The following is a 16,333-nucleotide window of genomic DNA, read 5'->3' on the forward strand; positions in this document are numbered from 1 at the left end:
GAGTTTATGCTTTGGCGGCAGCGGCGGCCTTCGAGACGCCGACGGTCTTGCGCGGGCCCTTGCGGGTGCGGGCGTTGGTGCTGGTGCGCTGGCCGCGGACGGGCAGACCGCGCCGGTGGCGAACGCCACGATAGCAGTTGATCGCCTGCAGGCGCTTGAGATTGCCCGCGATCTCGCGGCGCAGATCACCCTCGAGCACCCACTTGTGCTCCGTGATGAGGTGAAGGATCTTGTTCAGCTGCTCCTCCGTGAGGTCCTGGGCGCGCATGTCGGGGCTGAGGCCCGCTTCTTTCACGAGGAGGTCGGCGCGCGTGGGGCCGATGCCGTTGATGTAACGGAGGGAATACGCGACTTTCTTTTTCGCGGGGATTTCTACACCGAGGAGACGAGGCATAAGGACGTTTAGGTTTTAAGTTTAAAGTTTAAGGTTGGGAAAAGGGTCAAGAAGCTGGCGCGGGCAGCGGGCGGGGCACGGTGAGGATCTCGGGACCGTGATCGGTCGTGAGCACCGTGTGCTCGAAATGGGCCGAGGGAGAGCCGTCGGCGGTGACGCACGTCCAGCCGTCGCTGAGCGTCTTGGTCTTGTATCCGCCAAGGTTGACCATGGGCTCGATCGCGAACGTCATCCCGGACTTGATCCGCTCGCCGGTGCCCTTGCGGCCGAAGTTCGGGATCTCCGGCGGCTCGTGCATCGCGACGCCGACGCCATGGCCGACCATGTCACGCACCACGCTGAAGCCGTGAGCTTCGACGTAGTTCTGGATCGTGGCGGAGATGTCGCCGACGCGATTGCCCACCTGTGCCTGCCGGATCCCGAGATCGAGCGCCTCGCGACTCACGCGAAGGAGCTTCTCGAGTTCCGGCGCGATCGCACCGACGGGGACCGTGTAGGCGTTGTCGCCGACGTAGCCATCGTGCCAGACGACGATGTCGAGCGAAACGATGTCGCCATCGCGCAACACGCGGCGGAACGACGGAATCCCGTGAACGACCTCGTCGTTGACCGAGATACAGGTGTGAGCTGGATACCGGCGCGAACCGTGTTGATAGCCGTAGCAGGCGCTGCGGGCCCCCAAGCGCGAGATCAGATCGCGCCCCGCTTCTTCCAAGTCCTGAGTGGTGATGCCGGGTCGCACGAGCGGCTTGAGTTGATCAAGCACCGTGGCGGCGATGGCACACGCCTCGCGCATTTTCGCGATCCCGTCCTTGCTTTTGATCGGGATCGTCATGCTGCGAGTTCCTCGATCTCCCGAAGGAGACCGAGCTGGTGATAGTGCGTGACGAGCGACTCGTGGGAGCCCGGACCGGCGACAACGCCATCGAGGCATTCGTCGCGAGCGTCGAGCCATTCGTCGAACACTTTGGCTTGGAGCAGCGTAGCCGGGAAGTCCGTGAGGACAAAGCCCGCATCAGGTTTGCGCGTGAAGAACCACTTTCGCATCGCGGCGAGCGTGGCTGCTTCCTCCGCCGAAGCCGAAGCCCGGCGGCGCGAAATCTCCGACCGCATGAAGTTGGCGGGAGAGACGTGCTCTAGATTCAAAGAACAAACCCGGTTCATCAGGTTTTCAGGACGAAAAGCGGGCGAACCGAGGAGAAGGAGCTTGGTTTTGGCGCGAACGCCGCAACGAGCGAAAGGGTCGTTGATGGCGCCCATCCTATCAGGAGTAAAGAACTAAAGTGCGAACTTCTGGATCGCCCAAGCCACGATGCCCACGAGGAAGATGGCCGTGACCGGAACGCCCAGCTTCAGCAGTGCGTCGGAGCTCAGCGCGTCGCCGGTCATGCCAGCGGGCATGGCGCTGCGGGCGCGGATGCGGCCCTTCTTGAGGAAGCCGTCGTAGTGGCGTTGCAACAGGAAGGTTTCGACTTGGCGCATCGTGTCGAGGACGACGCCGACGGTGATCAGCATGCCCGTGCCGCCGAAGAAAATCGCGATCCGTTGCGGGACATTGAGTTCGAACAGCAGCACGTCCGGCATGACCGCGATGATCGTCAGGAACACCGCGCCGGCCAGCGTGAGCCGGGTCATGATGAAGTCCAGGAACCGGGCGGTCGGCTCGCCGGGGCGCACGCCGGGGACGTAGCCGCCGTACTTCTTCAGATCGTCGGCGATCTGGATCGGCTTGAACATCACGGATACCCAGAAGTAGCTGAAGAACAGGATCAGCGTGGTGTAGATCGCATAGTAGGTCCAGTGGCCACGGAGCAGGTTCTGCGAGAACTCGATCAGGAACTTGATGTTAAACGCCGCGCCCAGCTGGGAGAAGATCTGCTGCGGGAACAGCAGGATCGCGCTCGCGAAGATGACCGGCATGACGCCCGAGTAGTTGACCTTGAGCGGGAGGAACGAGCTCTGACCGCCCATGACCTTGTTGCCGACGACGCGTTTGGCGTACTGGACCGGAATCTTTCGCTGGCCTTGCACCACCATGATGATGCCCATGACCACGGCAACAAAGAGCGCGATCATGATCACCGCCTGCGGGAGGCCGAGATTCGGGCCGGTGCCGACCGGCTTGAAGAACAGCTGATAGGTCTGCGCCGCGGCGCCCGGGATGTCGGCTAGAATGCCGACGGTGATCAGCAGGGACACGCCGTTGCCGATGCCGCGTTGCGTGATCTGTTCGCCGAGCCACATCAGCACCAGCGTGCCGGCGGTCATGAAGACCACCGAGGTGATGAGAAAGCTCAACTTGCTCACGATCACGATCGAGCCATAGGTGCCGATGTCGTAGCCGGGAAAGAGCCGGCCGGGATTCTCCAGCGCCAGGATCAGCAGCGCTCCCTGCACGATACAGATCGCGACCGTCGCGTAGCGCGTATACTGCGTCAGCTTCTGACGACCGACGTCGCCTTCCTGCTGCAGGCGGCTGAGCATCGGCACGACCGCGGTCATCAGCTGGAAAATAATCGAGGCGCTGATGTAGGGCATGATGCCCAGCGCGCAAACGGCGCCCTTGGTGAGCGCGCCGCCGGTGAACATGTTGTAGAGCCCCACGAGCGAGCCTCCGCCACTCGCCGTCTGATCGGCGAAGAACTTCTGGAGCGGACCGGGATCGATGCCCGGCAGCGGAATATTGGCACCCACGCGGGCCACGAAAAGCAGCGCCAGCGTGTAGAAGATCCGCGAGCGCAGCTCAGGAATCTTCAGCGAGTTCGTGAAGGCGGAGAACATTGGGGAGTTTCGATTTTCGAGTTTCGATTCTCGCTTCGTCAAACCTGATTCAGGCGGGCCCGCCCGAATCGAAAATCCGAAATCGAAAATCGAAAGTGGCCGTTAGGCCGTGATCGCCTGGCCGCCGGCTTTCTCGATCTTGGCCTTGGCCGATTCCGAGAATTTGACCGCGGTGACCTTCAGCGCGCGGCTGAGTTCGCCGTCGCCGAGAATCTTGACACTCGTCTCGCCGGCGCGGATCAGGCCCTGAGCCGCCAGCACTTCGGCGGTCACTTCGGTGATGCTTGCGTCAAGGGACGCGAGGTCGCCGACGTTCACCACCGGGAGTTCGGTCCGGAAGTTGTACTGGTTGAAGCCGCGGTGCGGGAGCTTGCGGTAAAGGGGCATCTGGCCGCCTTCGAAGCCGGGGCGAATGCTGCTGCCGGAACGCGCGGTCTGGCCCTTGCCACCGCGACCGGAGGTCTTGCCGTGGCCGCCGCCTTCGCCGCAGCCGACGCGCTTTTTCCGGTGCACGGCACCTTTAACGTTCTTGAGTTCGTGAAGTTTCATGTGGGTTCCTCGGGAGGGCGCCCTGCCCCGCTACGCGCGGCGCAGGACTCGGAAAGAAAAAGATCAGGCGTTGGTCGGCTTGGCGCGGAGCGCGGTGACGTCGTCCTTCAGGCGCAACTGGAGGAGGCCATTGAGCGTGGCGTGGACGACCGCGATGTGGTTGTTCGAACCCATCGATTTCGTGAGCACGTTCTTCACGCCGGCCGCCTCGAGCACGGCGCGCACGCCGCCGCCGGCGATCAGGCCGGTGCCGGTGGTGGCGGGACGGAGCAGCACCTTGCCGCCATCGTATTCGCCGAGCACGTCGTGCGGGATGGTGTCGCCCTTGAGCTTCACGGTGACCATGTGCTTGTGCGCATGCGCGGTGCTCTTCTTGATCGCGTCCGGCACTTCGTTGGCTTTGCCGTAACCGATGCCGAGCTTGCCCTTGCCATCGCCGACGACGGCGAGCGCCGCGAAGCTGAACCGGCGGCCACCCTTCACGACCTTGGCGCAGCGATTGATGAAGACGACCTTCTCGATCATCTGCGGACCATCGCCCTCCTGCGGCTTGTCGCGGTTGTCGCGGCGATTGTCGCGGCGTTGCCCACCGGGACCGCCGCGATTGGGACCACGGTTGAACTGACGGGGCTGACGGGTCGGGGCGGAAGGAGCGGCGGCCGGGGCGGCCGACGCGGGAGCGGCGGTCTCGGGAGCGGGCGCGGAAGTGGGTTCGGTGCTCATGCGTAATTAGAATTTCAGGCCACCTTCGCGCGCGGCGTCGGCGAATGTTTTGACTTTGCCGTGATAACGGGCGCCCGCGCGGTCGAACACGACCGCGCCGATGCCGGCGGCCTTGGCCTTGGCGGCGAAGGCGGTGCCGAGGACCTTGGCCCCGGCGAGGTTGGCGGCGAGTTTCTTGCCCCGCAGCTCGGGATCGAGCGTACCGAGGAACACGAGGGTCGAGCCCGCATCGTCGTTGATCGCCTGCGCGTAGATGTGCTTGGCGGTGAAGCGTACGGCGAGACGCGGACGCGCAGCGGTGCCCTGGACTTTCTTGCGGATTCTCCAGCGACGCTTCTGCAGGAGATCGGCTTTGCGAATGGTATTCACGACGAAATCTGAGATTTTAAATTTTAGATTGAGATCGGCGGAAGCCAGAGGCTTACGCCACGGTCTTGCCTTCCTTGCGGCGAACACGCTCGCCGACGATACGCACGCCCTTGCCCTTGTAAGGCTCCGGCGGGTAGTAGCCGCGGATCTCCGCGGTCACGGCACCGACGAGCTGTTTGTCCGCGCCTTCGACGCGAACCTTCGTCTGGTCCGTCACGGTGATTTTGATGCCCTCCGGGATGTCGAGGAGGATCGGGTGCGAGTAGCCGAGCGCGAGGTCGAGCTGCTTGCCCTTGAGGTTGGCCTTGAAGCCGACACCCTGGATTTCGAGATCCTTGGTGTAGCCCTCCGTTACGCCCTTGACCATGCCGGCCACGATGGAACGTGCGGTGCCGTACATGGCTTTGGCGAAACGCGACTCCTCGGTGGGAGCGAACGTCACCTGCTTGTCAGCGACGGTGACCTTCACCGCGGGCGCAAAGGTCTTTTGGACCCTGCCCTTGGGACCCTCGACGAACACGGTGCCGTCCTTGACGGACACCTTGACCTTGTCGGGGATGGAAACGGGTTGTTTGCCGATGCGGCTCATGATGCGGGCGGGTTACCAGACGTTGCAGATCAGTTCGCCACCCGCCTTGTTGCGGCGGCAGTCGGCGTCCTTCATCAGACCCCGGGAGGTCGAGACGATGCTGATGCCGAGACCGTTCAGCACGCGCGGAATTTCCTGATAGCTGTAGTAGAGCCGGCGGCCGGGCGTCGACACGCGGGTCAAGCCCGTGATGGCCGGGGCGCTGTCCACGTATTTCAGGGCGACGACGAGGGTCTTGTGGCCCGCGGCATCGGTGCCGTCCTTGTAGTCGGCGATGTAGCCTTCGGCCTTGAGAATCGCGGCGATGGCTTCGCGCAACTTGGAGTGCGGCGAGGTGGTCTCGGCCTGACGAGCCTTCGACGCATTGCGCAGGCGGGTCAGGAAATCACTGATCGGATCGGTCATGGTGGATGTTGGTTTTCGGGGCCGCGCGGGTCATATCCGACCCCCGTGGGCCAAAAGGTTTACCAGGAGGATTTGGTGACGCCGGGGATCTTGCCGGCCAGCGCCAGCTCGCGAAACTGGATACGCGAGACGCCGAACTTGCCGATGTAGGCCCGCGGGCGGCCGCTGAGCGAGCAGCGGTTGCGGATGCGGATCTTGTTCGAGTTCTTCGGGAGCTTCTGCAGCTTCTTCTGCGCGCCGAAGAACTCGTCGTCGGTGGTGGCGGGATTGGCGAGGATCGCCTTCAGCTCGGCGCGCTTCGCGGCGTGTTGCGCGGCGAGGCGGATGCGCTTCTTGTTGCGCTCGATGGCGGAGGTCTTGGGCATGTCGGGATTTTCGATTTAAGATTGTTGATTTTCGATGTGGCGTCGGCGGCTGGTCCGGAGATCGGCGAGCGGAAATCGCCAATCGAAAATCGAAAATGAAGTTTAGGCGGCGTGGGCGGGTTTCGGCGCGACCGTTTCGGTGCGGCGGAATGGCATGCCCAGCAGGCGGAGGAGCTCGCGCGCCTCGTCGTCCGTCTCGGCGGTCGTCACGATCGCGATGTCGAGGCCGATGTGCTTCTTCACGTTCTCGACGGTGATTTCCGGGAAAATCGTGTGGTCGGTGATGCCGAGGTTGTAGTTGCCCTGGCCGTCGAGCTTCGACGGCAAGCCGCGGAAGTCGCGGATGGTGGGCAGCGCCACGGCGATCAGGCGCTGGAGGAAGTCCCACATCGCGGGGCCGCGCAGCGTGACGTGGCAGCCGACGACCTGGTTGGGCTTCAGCTTGAAATTCGCGATGGCCTTGCGGCTCTTGGCGAGCACCGGCTTCTGGCCGGCGATCAGGCCGAGATCCCGCTGAATGTCGGTGATCTGGTTCTTGTCCGCCTCGGCGTCGATGCCGGTGTTGAGGTTGATCTTCACCAGCTTCGGCACTTCGTGCTTGTTCTTGTAGCTGCGGCTCTTGACGAGCTCGGGCACGACGTGCTCGACGTAAAGTTTTTTGAGGGAGGGAACGTAGCTCATGGACAGGGCCCGCGATTACCGACCGCGAGGCATTGAAGAGTTAAGTTGAGAGAGAAAAGAGGAGGAGTGGACCGGAGGAAGTAACACGTGGCAAGTGGCAAGTATCGAGCACCTGAAGTCGGGAGCCAACGATTTGGTTTCCTGCTACTTGTAACTTGTGACTTGGCTCTTTGCCCGGCTCAGGCCTTGGCCGGCGCGGCTTCCTTCTTCCGCTTGCTGGCGTCGAACGTCGACTGGAGCATCAGGTTCGAGATGTGCACCGAACCTTCGCGCTCGGCAATCGTGCCCTGCGGGTGCTCCTGCGACTTCTTGAGGTGGCGCTTGATCATGGCCACGCCTTCGATGCGCGCGCGCTGCTTGGCCGCGAGGACCTCGAGGACCTTGCCCGACTTGCCCTTTTGGGAGCCGGCGATGACGACGACCTGGTCGCCGCGTTTGACGTGAAATTTCTGAGCCATGTTAGAGAACCTCCGGCGCGAGCGAGATGATCTTCATGAAATTCTTCGCGCGCAGCTCGCGGGCGACTGGGCCGAAGATGCGCGTGCCGCGCGGATTGTTCGTCGGATCGATGATCACGACCGCATTGCTGTCGAAGCGCAGGTAGCTGCCATCCGCACGACGGACGGGCGCCTTGGTGCGAACGACGACGGCCTTGTGGACCTCGCCCTTCTTCACCGTGGCTTCGGTGGAGCTTTGCTTGATGTGAACGGTGATGATGTCGCCCACGCCCGCGGTGGCGGTGATCTGACCCTTGCGGGAAATCATCGCGGCTTTGCGGGCGCCGGTGTTGTCAGCGACGTCGAGAACGGAGCGCAGTTGAATCATGACAGGCCTCCAGAAGGTTGGATGTTTGAGGAATCAGGCTCAGGCCTGGGGCGCGGGCTGCTCGGCCGGCGCAGGCGTGTTGCTGGCCGTGGTCTTGGTCGGCACCTGGGCGGCGACGTCGGTCTCGGAGATCGCGACGGCGTCGGTGGTGACGGCGCGCTGCACGATCGACACGATGCGCCAGCGCTTCAGCCGGCTCATCGGGCGGGTCTCCATCACCTCGACCGTGTCGCCGAGCTTGGCTTCGTTCTTCTCGTCGTGGACGTGGAGGACGGTCTGGCGGTTGACGATCTTGTGGTAGAGCGGGTGCGGCGACTTGTACGGGACGGTGACCTTGATGGACTTGTCGCCGGAGCGGCTGCTCACGAAGCCGATTTGGGTTTTGCGCGTATGGCGCTGAGCGGGAGAGGAGGACATCGGGATTTTCGATTTGTGATTTGGGATTTTCGATCGCTTCGGACTTTCGCGGGGCGGCCTCGGCCGCGGCTCGATCGAAAATCGAAAATCGAAATTCTGGAATTCCTTTAGGCGGCGGCTTTCTTCTTGGAGGCGGTGAGGGCGGTCTCGAGCCGGGCGATGTCCTTGCGGAGCGAGCGCAGCTCGTGGGTCTTTTCCACCTGACCGGTTTGCTTGCGCAGCTTGAGCTGCAGCAGCTGTTCGCGGAGTTCGCGGATCTTGGTCGGCAGCTCGGCCGGAGCGAGTTCGCGGATTTCTTTGGGAGTCATGACGGTCGTTTTTGAAAGGTTAGACGACGGCGCCCTCGCGGGCGATGAAGCGGCAGTGGAACGGCAGCTTGGCGTCGGCGAGGCGGAACGCCTCTTTCGCAGTCGTGGCGGGCACGCCCGCGAGTTCGAACAGCACCGCGCCAGGTCTGATCTGGGCGATGTAAAACTCGACCGGGCCTTTGCCTTGGCCTTGGCGGACTTCCGCGGGCTTCTTGGTGATCGGCTTGTGCGGGAAGACGCGGATCCAGAGTTTGCCCTTGCGCTTCAGGTGGCGCGAGATGGTGACACGGGCGGCTTCGATCTGCTGACCGGTCATAGGGCCGCGCGTAAGCGACTGCAGGCCGAATTCGCCAAAAGCGAGCGTGTTGCCGCGCTTGGCATTGCCGGCGCGGGAGCCCTTCTGGGATTTGCGGTATTTGGTGCGGGCGGGTGCGAGAGCCATGGGAAGAGGAGCTTAGAGCCTAGAGCTTAGCGCTTAGGGCCGTGAGCTGGTTCAGTTGTTGTCGGACTCCTTTTTGCAGATCCAGCACTTGACGCCGATCTTGCCGTAAACGGTGTGGGCTTCGGAGAAGCCGTAATCGATGTTCTCGCGCAGGGTGTGCAGCGGCACGCGGCCCTTGCGCTGCCATTCACGGCGGGCGATATCCGCGCCACCGAGACGGCCGGAGCACTGGATGCGGATGCCCTCGGCGCCGAGCGTCATGGCCATTTCGACGGCCTTCTTCATGGCGCGGCGGAAAGCGATGCGGCGCTCGAGCTGCAGCGCGACGTTCTCGGCGACGAGCTGCGCCTCGATCTCGGGCTTCTTCACCTCCTGGATGTCGAGGAGGATCTCCTTGCCGGTGAGCTTCGCGAGCTCCTCCTTGATCTTCTCGATTTCCTGGCCCTTGCGGCCGATGACGATGCCGGGGCGCGCGGTGTAGATCTTGACGCGGACGCGGTTGGAGGCGCGCTCGATGAAGATGCGCGGCACGGAGGCCTGCTTCAGCTTCTCCATGAGCTTCTCACGGATGATCTGGTCCTCCTCGAGGAGCTTCGGGAAATCTTTCTTCGTCGCGTACCAGCGGGACTGCCAGTTGCGGCGGACGGCGAGGCGGAAGCCGGTGGGATTGGTCTTTTGGCCCATGGTGGTAAGTTAGTTCGAGTTGCCGTCGGTGAGCACGATGCGGATGTGCGCCATTTTCTTGCGGCGGGGCATCGCGGAACCACGCGCGCCGGCCTTGAAGCGCTTCAGCACGGGGCCGTTCTCGATCAGCGCGAGCTTCACGGTGAGCGCGTCGGCCGAGAGATTGTTGTTGTTCTCGGCGTTGGCGATGGCGCTGCGCAGCGTCTTCGCGATCAGCCGCGCGGACTTGCGCGGAATGAGCGCGAGGTAGTCGGCGGCTTCCGCGGCCTTGCGGCCTTGGATGATCCGCGAAATGTCGCGCATCTTTTTGGGCGACATCCGCGCGTAACGAGTGAGGGCTTGAACTTCCATGGTTGTCGGGAGGATTCCGGCCAGCAATCCGACAGGAGGTCGGACCGGCACCGGCGATAGCAGCCCCGCGGACGCGGGACCCTACCCTTTGGGTTGCTTGGTGGGTTGAAAAACGACGGGTTAGATTTCCTTGCGCGTCATGCCGCCGTGCGCCTTGAAGATGCGCGTCAGCGCGAACTCGCCGAGCTTGTGGCCGACCATGTTCTCGGTGACGTAGACGGCGATGAAGGCCTTGCCGTTGTGCACGCTGAAGGTGTGCCCGACGAAATCAGGCGTGATCGTCGAGCGACGGGACCAGGTCTGGATGGGCTTCTTGGCGCCGGCCTTGTTCGCCTTCTCGATCTTCTCGAGCAGGTGGTAGTCGACGAAGAAGCCTTTCTTGATGGAACGTGACATGGGGCGGGTGGATTACTTTTTGCCGCGCGGCTTGCGGCCGTTGTGATGGACGATGATCTGCGCGTTCGACTGCTTCGAACGGCGGCGGGTCGGGAAGCCCTTCGCGAGCTGGCCCCACGGGGACACCAGCTGCTGACGACCGCCACCACCCTTGGACTTGCCCTGACCACCACCGTTGGGGTGATCGACGGGGTTCATCACCATACCGCGGACGGTGGGGCGAACGCCGAGCCAGCGACGACGGCCGGCCTTGCCCAGCGACTGGTTGTTGTGGTCGCCGTTGCCGACTTCACCGATGGTGGCACGACACTTCGCATTCACGAGCCGGAGCTCGCCGGACGGCATCTTCAGCGTCGCCCGGTCACCCTCGACGGCGACCAGCTCGAGGCCGGTGCCGGCGGCACGGGCGATCTTGGCCCCGCGGCCGGGGACGAGTTCCACGGCGTGGACTCGCGTCGACGGCGGGATCAGGTGAAGCGGAAAATTGTTGCCGACGTTGTAATCGTTCGTGGTCGCCTTGTTGGAGGCGAAGATCTTCGCGCCGACCTGCAGACCTTCGGGCGCGAGAATGTATTTCTTCTCGCCGTTGGCGTAGACCACGAGCGCCAGATTCGACGTGCGGTTCGGATCATATTCCAGCGCCTCGACCGTCGCGGGCATGTCGAGGATGTCGCGTTTGAAGTCGATGATCCGGTAGAGCTGCTTGTGCCCTCCGCCGATGTGGCGGGTGGTGATGCGGCCATAGACGTTGCGGCCGCCAGTCTTGGGCTTGGGCTCGGTGAGCGCCTTCTGCGGCCGCTTCTTGGATAGGCCCTCGCGCTTGTTCAGCGAGGTGAACCGGCCGGCGGGCGTGAGCGGACGAAAAGAGTGAATTGCCATGATGGGATTTCTCCGGGTTGGGCGGACTCGCCTTAGACGAGTTCGATCTTGTCGCCGGCTTTAAGCGTCACGATTGCCTTCTTGTAGTCGGAACCGACGCTCGGGCGGCCGGTGCGGCTTTTTTTGTTTTTGCCGCGGTAATTCTGCACGTTCACGCGCTTGACCGTGACCTTGAAGGTCTGCTCCACGGCCTCGGCGATCTGGTGCTTGTTCGTGCCCTTGAACACCTCGAAGGTGTATTGGCCGAGCTCGGACGAAAGCTTGTTGGACTTCTCCGAGAGGCGGACGAGTTTGAGAACCTGGTCGGCTTGCATTAGTTCTTCCCTCCGTTGACGCGGGCGATGATCGCTTCGAGCGCCTTGCTGCTGACGATGATTTTCTGGTACTGCGCCAGATCGAGCGTGTTGAGCTTCGCGGCTTCCTGCAGCGTCACGCGCTCGAGGTTGCGCGAGGCGCGAGCGGCCTCCGCAGCGAACGGTGCGTCGACCAGGAGCACCTTGCCCTTGGGGGCGATGCGGCCGAGGATCTGGTTGAAGGCCTTGGTCTTCGTCGCCTTGCTGTCGAACGCCTCGATCACGGCGATTTCGCCGGCGGAGGCGCGGTCAAAGAGCGCGCGGCTGAACGCGAGCTGCTTCACCTTGGCGTTGATTTTTTTCGAGTAGTCGCGCGGCTTCGGGCCGAACACGACGCCGCCCCCGCCCCACAGCGGGGAGCGGATCGAGCCGGCGCGGGCGCGGCCGGTGCCCTTCTGGCGCCACGGCTTCTTGCCGCCGCCGCGAACTTCGCCGCGGGTCTTGGTCGAGTGCGTGCCCTGGCGGTTGTTGGCGTTGATCGCGACGATCACTTCCTTGACGGCCTGGAGACCTTTGTCGCCCTCGAACGTCGGCAGGGTGAAATCCTGCTCGGTGCTCTTCGTGGCGTCGGGACTAAAAACGGTGAGTTTCATGGCTGATTATCTCCGGGTTCAGGCTTGCGCCGGCTTCTGGCCCTTGATCGCGGAGCGGACGATGACGTCGTCGCCATTCGCGCCGGGGATCGCCCCCTTCACGAGGATGAGGTTTTTTTCCGGAATGATTTTCACCACACGGAGGTTCTGTACGGTCCGCTTCAGCTGGCCCATGTGGCCCGGCATGGCCTGGTTCTTCCAGGTGCGGCCCGGCGTCTGGCGCATGCCGATCGAGCCGATGCGGCGGTGGAACATCGAGCCATGCGAGGCGGGACCGCCCGCAACGCGGAAGCGCTTCACGACGCCCTGGAAGCCCTTGCCCTTGGTTACGCCGATGACGTCGACCAGCTGGCCCTCGGCGAAAGCGGTGACGTTGACCACGTCTCCAACTTTCAACGTCGGCGCGGCCTCGAGGCGCACTTCGCTCAGCACGCGCGGAGCGTCGGCGAGGCTGGCCTTGGCGGCGTGGTTCTTCTCGGCGAGCGAGGCGTTCTTCGCCTTTTTCTGCTCGAAGCCGATTTGGACCGCGTTGTATCCGTCGGTCTCGGTCGTCTTGACCTGCACGACCGCACAGGGGCCGGCTTCGACCACGGTGACGGGCACGAGCACATTCTGTGCGTCGTAGACCTGCGTCATCCCGATCTTCTTACCTAAAAGTGATGAGATCATAGGCTAAGTGGTAGGTGGAAGGTTCCGTTTGAGGACCTACGTTAGCGAGGGGCCTGGCGGTCCCGCGGACGCGGGACACAGGCAACTGCTACTGTAGAGTGAAAACCTGGGCGGAGGTTAAACGTTGATGGTGATATCCACGCCCGAAGGCAGGTTGAGTTTCTTGAGCTCGTCGACCGTCTGGGCGGTCGGCTCGATGATGTCGATGAGCCGCTTGTGCGTGCGGGTTTCGAACTGCTCCATCGATTTCTTGTCGACGTGCGGCGAACGATTGACCGAAAGTTTTTCCACCCGGGTCGGCAGCGGGATCGGGCCGGACACGCGGGCGCCGGAGCGCTTGGCGGTCTCGACGATCTCGAGCGCGGACTGATCGATCACGCGATAGTCGAAGCCCTGGAGTTTGATGCGAATGCGTTGACCTTTCATGGGAGGCAAAGAACGGGGTTTACGTGCGGGCCGGAGCTTTCGTGGAGGTTTCCACGATCTTCTGCAGAAGCGAATTGGGCACCTGCTCGAAGTGGGACGGTGTGATGGACGCGCTGGCGCGGCCCTTGGAAAGCGAACGAATGTCCGTGACGTAGCCGAACAGCGTCTCGAGCGGGATGTGCGCGTTGATGATGCACGCGCCCGCCTTGTTCTCGATGCCGCGGATCGTGCCGCGGCGACGATTGATGTCGCCCATCAGGTCGCCCTGGTACTCTTCCGGGGTGGTGACCTCGACGCCCATGATGGGCTCGAGCAGGATCGGATGGGCCTTCTTCATCGCGTCCTTGAAGGCGAAGATGCCCGCCATCTTGAACGCGAGTTCGGACGAATCGACTTCGTGGAACGAACCATCGACGATCCGCACCTTGACGTCGACCACCGGATAGCCGGCAACCGCACCGTTGTTGGTGCCCTCGAGGATACCGTCCGTCGACGGCTTGATGAATTCCTTCGGGATGACGCCGCCGACGATCTCGTTGATCACCTCGACGCCCTTACCCTTTTCGTTCGGCTCGATCTTGACCACCACATGGCCGTATTGGCCCTTGCCGCCCGATTGGCGGATGAACTTGCCCTCGCCGTCCGCCAGCTTGGTGACGGTTTCGCGGTAGGCGATCTGCGGCTTGCCCGCAGTGGCCTCGACCTTGAACTCGCGCTTCATCCGATCGCGGATGATGTCGAGGTGGAGTTCGCCCATGCCGGCGAGAATGGTTTGGCCGGTGTCCGGGTCGGTCTTGACCTTCAGCGTCGGATCCTCCGCGACGAGCCGCTGCAGCGCGGTGCCCATCTTCTCCTGGTCGCCCTTTGAGTTCGGCTCGATCGACATCGAGATGACGGGCTCGGGGAAGGACGGCGGTTCGAGGCGGATATCCACATCCTCGTCACACAGCGTGTCACCGGTGATGACCTCCTTGACGCCGACCAGCGCGCAAATGTCGCCGGAATAGGCCTTGTCAATTTCCTCACGATCCATCGCGCGCATAAGCACGAGGCGGGAGACGCGCTCGCTGCGGCGGGTGCGCGGATTGTAGAGCGACTGGCCCTTGTTGAGGATGCCGGTGTAAACGCGGTAGAAAACGATTTTGCCGACGAACGGGTCCGTCCAGAGCTTGAACGCCAGGCCCGCGACCTTCGCTTTGTCGTCGACGACGACATCGATGGTCTTGCCGTCGCTGTCCTGCCCCTGCATGGGCGGAACGTCGATCGGGCTGGGCAGGTAGTTCACCACACAGTCCAGCAGCCGCTGGATGCCCTTCTTCTTGAAGGCCGAGCCTGGCACCACGCCGGTGAACTGCAGCGACACCGTCGCCTTGCGGATCGCGAGCATGAACTCGGCTACCGAAATCTCTTCGCCGCCCAGATACTTCTCGGCGATGACGTCGTCGAAATCGGACACCGCTTCGAGCAGCTTGTCGCGATACTCCTTGGCCTGGTCCATCAAATCGGCCGGGATCGCGGACGTCACCGGGTTGAGTCCCAGCGCATCGGTCTCGTCGAACAGGTAGGCCACCTGCTGCACGAGATCGACCACGCCCTGGAAGTTCTCCTCCTTGCCGATCGGAATAAATAGCGGGTGCGCGTTGGCCTTGAGCTTCTCGCGCATTTCCTTGACCGCGCGGAAGAAGTCGGCGCCGGTGCGGTCCATCTTGTTGATGAACGCGATCCGCGGCACCTTGTATTTGTTGGCCTGACGCCAGACGGTCTCGGACTGCGGCTGCACGCCCGCGACCGCGCAGAATACCGCGACGGCGCCGTCGAGCACGCGGAGCGAGCGCTCCACCTCAGCGGTGAAGTCGACGTGTCCGGGAGTGTCGATGATGTTGATCCGTTGCTTGATCCCCTTCCAGGGGCCCACGGAGGCATTCCAGGCGCAGGAAATGGCGGCGGCGGTGATCGTGATCCCGCGCTCACGCTCCTGCTCCATCCAGTCGGTCACCGTGGTGCCTTCATGGACCTCGCCCATCTTGTGGACCGCGCCGGAATAAAAGAGGATGCGTTCGGTCGTGGTCGTCTTGCCGGCATCGATGTGCGCGGCAATACCGATGTTGCGCGTCCATTCCAACGGAAACGGACGCTCCTTGGCGTTGACCGGGGAAACCTTGGCCTTGTCAGTGACGACAGTAATAGCAGGTGCGGCAGTAGCAGACATGTGCAGCGTAGGGCTGGACTGGTTACCAGCGGAGGTGGGCAAAGGCACGATTGGCCTGAGCCATCTTGTGAGTGTCTTCCTTCTTTTTGACGACGTTGCCCGTGTTGTTGTAGGCGTCGATGATCTCGGCGGCCAGGGCTTCTTTCATCGGGATGCCTTTGCGGCCGCTGGCGGCGTCAACGATCCAGCGGAGCGCGAGGCTCTCCTGGCGTTCGAAGGAAATTTCGATCGGAACCTGGTAGGTGGCGCCGCCGACGCGGCGGCTCTTCACTTCGAGCCGCGGGCGGGCGTTCTCAAGCGCACCGAGGAGCAGGTCGACCGGATCGCCCTTCTCGAGTTTCTCGGAGACCTTTTCGAACGCGCCGTAAACGATGCGCTGGGCAAGGTTCTTCTTGCCGCTCTTCATGATGACATTGACGAGGTGCGCGACGAGCGGGCTCTTGTAACGGATATCCGGCTCGACCTGACGTTTGACGGCTCTGTGACGGCGTGACATGACGAGATTGGGTTGGGTGGAAAGTTACTTGGCGGCCTTCGGACGCTTGACGCCGTATTTCGAGCGGGACCGGCGACGCTTCTCGACGCCGGTGGCGTCGAGCGTGCCGCGCACGATATGATAACGGACGCCGGGGAGATCCTTCACGCGGCCGCCGCGCACGAGCACGATCGAGTGCTCCTGCAGGTTGTGACCTTCGTCCGGAATATAGGAGATCACCTCGTTGCCATTGGTCAGCCGGACCTTCGCGACCTTACGAATGGCCGAATTCGGCTTTTTCGGGGTGCGGGTCATGACCTGCACGCACACGCCACGGCGGAACGGATTGCCGTCCAACGCGGGCGATTTGGACTTGGTGCGCACTTTCCGGCGGCCTTTGCGCACGAGCTGATTGATGGTCGGCATACGAGTGGTGAAGAGTGAAAATTG

27 protein-coding genes are annotated in these 16,333 nt (G+C 63.0%); all 27 read right to left on the minus strand.

Annotated features, from left to right (window positions below; genetic code table 11):
* Positions 1 to 4: 4 nt before the first annotated feature.
* The 27 genes from rpsM to rpsL all read right to left on the minus strand — a co-directional run bounded on the left by rpsM (position 5) and on the right by rpsL (position 16,309).
* Positions 5 to 394: a 30S ribosomal protein S13 gene (gene rpsM / locus OTER_RS01015; RefSeq protein WP_012373033.1), complete on the minus strand. Its 390-nt coding sequence runs from the start codon at positions 392 to 394 to the stop codon at positions 5 to 7.
* A 46-nt stretch (positions 395 to 440) separates the two neighbouring features.
* A complete protein-coding gene (gene map, locus OTER_RS01020; protein WP_012373034.1) occupies positions 441 to 1,229 on the minus strand; it encodes a type I methionyl aminopeptidase in 789 nt (262 codons plus the stop codon).
* Positions 1,226 to 1,507 (minus strand): hypothetical protein, encoded by a 282-nt coding sequence (locus OTER_RS01025; protein WP_083767840.1) that lies wholly within the window; start codon positions 1,505 to 1,507, stop codon positions 1,226 to 1,228. Before OTER_RS01025 ends, map begins: the two co-directional genes overlap by 4 nt.
* A 165-nt stretch (positions 1,508 to 1,672) precedes the next feature.
* Positions 1,673 to 3,175 (minus strand): preprotein translocase subunit SecY, encoded by a 1,503-nt coding sequence (gene secY / locus OTER_RS01030; RefSeq protein ID WP_012373036.1) that lies wholly within the window; start codon positions 3,173 to 3,175, stop codon positions 1,673 to 1,675.
* A gap of 102 nt (positions 3,176 to 3,277) precedes the next feature.
* Positions 3,278 to 3,724: a 50S ribosomal protein L15 gene (gene rplO / locus OTER_RS01035; protein WP_012373037.1), complete on the minus strand. Its 447-nt coding sequence runs from the start codon at positions 3,722 to 3,724 to the stop codon at positions 3,278 to 3,280.
* Positions 3,725 to 3,787: 63 nt separating this feature from the next.
* Entirely contained in the window at positions 3,788 to 4,447 is a 660-nt protein-coding gene (gene rpsE, locus OTER_RS01040; RefSeq protein ID WP_044891455.1) for a 30S ribosomal protein S5, read from the minus strand.
* Between the two features lie 6 nt (positions 4,448 to 4,453).
* Positions 4,454 to 4,816 (minus strand): 50S ribosomal protein L18, encoded by a 363-nt coding sequence (gene rplR / locus OTER_RS01045; RefSeq protein WP_012373039.1) that lies wholly within the window; start codon positions 4,814 to 4,816, stop codon positions 4,454 to 4,456.
* A gap of 52 nt (positions 4,817 to 4,868) precedes the next feature.
* Positions 4,869 to 5,405, minus strand: coding sequence for a 50S ribosomal protein L6 (gene rplF / locus OTER_RS01050; protein WP_012373040.1), 537 nt, complete (start codon positions 5,403 to 5,405; stop codon positions 4,869 to 4,871).
* A 12-nt stretch (positions 5,406 to 5,417) separates the two neighbouring features.
* Positions 5,418 to 5,810, minus strand: a complete 393-nt coding sequence (rpsH, locus tag OTER_RS01055) for a 30S ribosomal protein S8 (RefSeq protein ID WP_012373041.1) — start codon at positions 5,808 to 5,810, stop codon at positions 5,418 to 5,420.
* 59 nt (positions 5,811 to 5,869) lie between these two features.
* Complete coding sequence (rpsN, locus tag OTER_RS01060; protein WP_012373042.1) at positions 5,870 to 6,175, minus strand: 30S ribosomal protein S14; 306 nt, start codon at positions 6,173 to 6,175, stop codon at positions 5,870 to 5,872.
* 102 nt (positions 6,176 to 6,277) lie between these two features.
* The gene (gene rplE / locus OTER_RS01065) at positions 6,278 to 6,856 is read right to left on the minus strand and encodes a 50S ribosomal protein L5 (protein WP_012373043.1); all 579 of its coding nucleotides are present in this window, start codon (positions 6,854 to 6,856) and stop codon (positions 6,278 to 6,280) included.
* Positions 6,857 to 7,035: 179 nt separating this feature from the next.
* Positions 7,036 to 7,314 (minus strand): 50S ribosomal protein L24, encoded by a 279-nt coding sequence (rplX, locus tag OTER_RS01070; protein WP_012373044.1) that lies wholly within the window; start codon positions 7,312 to 7,314, stop codon positions 7,036 to 7,038.
* A 1-nt stretch (position 7,315) separates the two neighbouring features.
* Entirely contained in the window at positions 7,316 to 7,681 is a 366-nt protein-coding gene (rplN, locus tag OTER_RS01075) for a 50S ribosomal protein L14 (protein ID WP_012373045.1), read from the minus strand.
* A 39-nt stretch (positions 7,682 to 7,720) separates the two neighbouring features.
* The gene (gene rpsQ, locus OTER_RS01080) at positions 7,721 to 8,098 is read right to left on the minus strand and encodes a 30S ribosomal protein S17 (protein WP_012373046.1); all 378 of its coding nucleotides are present in this window, start codon (positions 8,096 to 8,098) and stop codon (positions 7,721 to 7,723) included.
* A 107-nt stretch (positions 8,099 to 8,205) separates the two neighbouring features.
* Positions 8,206 to 8,406, minus strand: a complete 201-nt coding sequence (gene rpmC, locus OTER_RS01085) for a 50S ribosomal protein L29 (RefSeq protein WP_012373047.1) — start codon at positions 8,404 to 8,406, stop codon at positions 8,206 to 8,208.
* Positions 8,407 to 8,425: 19 nt separating this feature from the next.
* Positions 8,426 to 8,848 (minus strand): 50S ribosomal protein L16, encoded by a 423-nt coding sequence (rplP, locus tag OTER_RS01090; protein ID WP_012373048.1) that lies wholly within the window; start codon positions 8,846 to 8,848, stop codon positions 8,426 to 8,428.
* A gap of 51 nt (positions 8,849 to 8,899) precedes the next feature.
* Positions 8,900 to 9,532 carry a 30S ribosomal protein S3 gene (gene rpsC / locus OTER_RS01095; RefSeq protein ID WP_012373049.1) on the minus strand — a complete coding sequence of 211 codons (633 nt, stop codon included), beginning with the start codon at positions 9,530 to 9,532 and terminating at the stop codon, positions 8,900 to 8,902.
* Between the two features lie 9 nt (positions 9,533 to 9,541).
* On the minus strand, positions 9,542 to 9,883 hold the full coding sequence (gene rplV, locus OTER_RS01100; RefSeq protein ID WP_012373050.1) for a 50S ribosomal protein L22: 342 nt from the start codon (positions 9,881 to 9,883) through the stop codon (positions 9,542 to 9,544).
* Between the two features lie 120 nt (positions 9,884 to 10,003).
* Complete coding sequence (rpsS, locus tag OTER_RS01105) at positions 10,004 to 10,279, minus strand: 30S ribosomal protein S19 (RefSeq protein WP_012373051.1); 276 nt, start codon at positions 10,277 to 10,279, stop codon at positions 10,004 to 10,006.
* A gap of 12 nt (positions 10,280 to 10,291) precedes the next feature.
* Positions 10,292 to 11,158 (minus strand): 50S ribosomal protein L2, encoded by an 867-nt coding sequence (gene rplB, locus OTER_RS01110; RefSeq protein WP_012373052.1) that lies wholly within the window; start codon positions 11,156 to 11,158, stop codon positions 10,292 to 10,294.
* Between the two features lie 32 nt (positions 11,159 to 11,190).
* A complete protein-coding gene (gene rplW, locus OTER_RS01115) occupies positions 11,191 to 11,472 on the minus strand; it encodes a 50S ribosomal protein L23 (protein ID WP_012373053.1) in 282 nt (93 codons plus the stop codon).
* The gene (gene rplD / locus OTER_RS01120) at positions 11,472 to 12,104 is read right to left on the minus strand and encodes a 50S ribosomal protein L4 (protein WP_012373054.1); all 633 of its coding nucleotides are present in this window, start codon (positions 12,102 to 12,104) and stop codon (positions 11,472 to 11,474) included. The genes rplW and rplD overlap by 1 nt, the downstream gene beginning before the upstream one ends.
* A gap of 18 nt (positions 12,105 to 12,122) precedes the next feature.
* Positions 12,123 to 12,773 carry a 50S ribosomal protein L3 gene (gene rplC / locus OTER_RS01125; RefSeq protein WP_012373055.1) on the minus strand — a complete coding sequence of 217 codons (651 nt, stop codon included), beginning with the start codon at positions 12,771 to 12,773 and terminating at the stop codon, positions 12,123 to 12,125.
* A gap of 117 nt (positions 12,774 to 12,890) precedes the next feature.
* Positions 12,891 to 13,199, minus strand: a complete 309-nt coding sequence (rpsJ, locus tag OTER_RS01130; protein WP_012373056.1) for a 30S ribosomal protein S10 — start codon at positions 13,197 to 13,199, stop codon at positions 12,891 to 12,893.
* 19 nt (positions 13,200 to 13,218) lie between these two features.
* The gene (gene fusA / locus OTER_RS01135; RefSeq protein ID WP_012373057.1) at positions 13,219 to 15,408 is read right to left on the minus strand and encodes an elongation factor G; all 2,190 of its coding nucleotides are present in this window, start codon (positions 15,406 to 15,408) and stop codon (positions 13,219 to 13,221) included.
* A gap of 22 nt (positions 15,409 to 15,430) precedes the next feature.
* Complete coding sequence (gene rpsG, locus OTER_RS01140; protein ID WP_012373058.1) at positions 15,431 to 15,904, minus strand: 30S ribosomal protein S7; 474 nt, start codon at positions 15,902 to 15,904, stop codon at positions 15,431 to 15,433.
* A 24-nt stretch (positions 15,905 to 15,928) separates the two neighbouring features.
* Positions 15,929 to 16,309, minus strand: coding sequence for a 30S ribosomal protein S12 (gene rpsL, locus OTER_RS01145; RefSeq protein WP_012373059.1), 381 nt, complete (start codon positions 16,307 to 16,309; stop codon positions 15,929 to 15,931).
* Between the last annotated feature and the right edge of the window lie 24 nt (positions 16,310 to 16,333).

This window comes from Opitutus terrae PB90-1, from assembly GCF_000019965.1.
In the GTDB taxonomy this organism is placed as follows: Bacteria; Verrucomicrobiota; Verrucomicrobiia; order Opitutales; family Opitutaceae; genus Opitutus; species Opitutus terrae.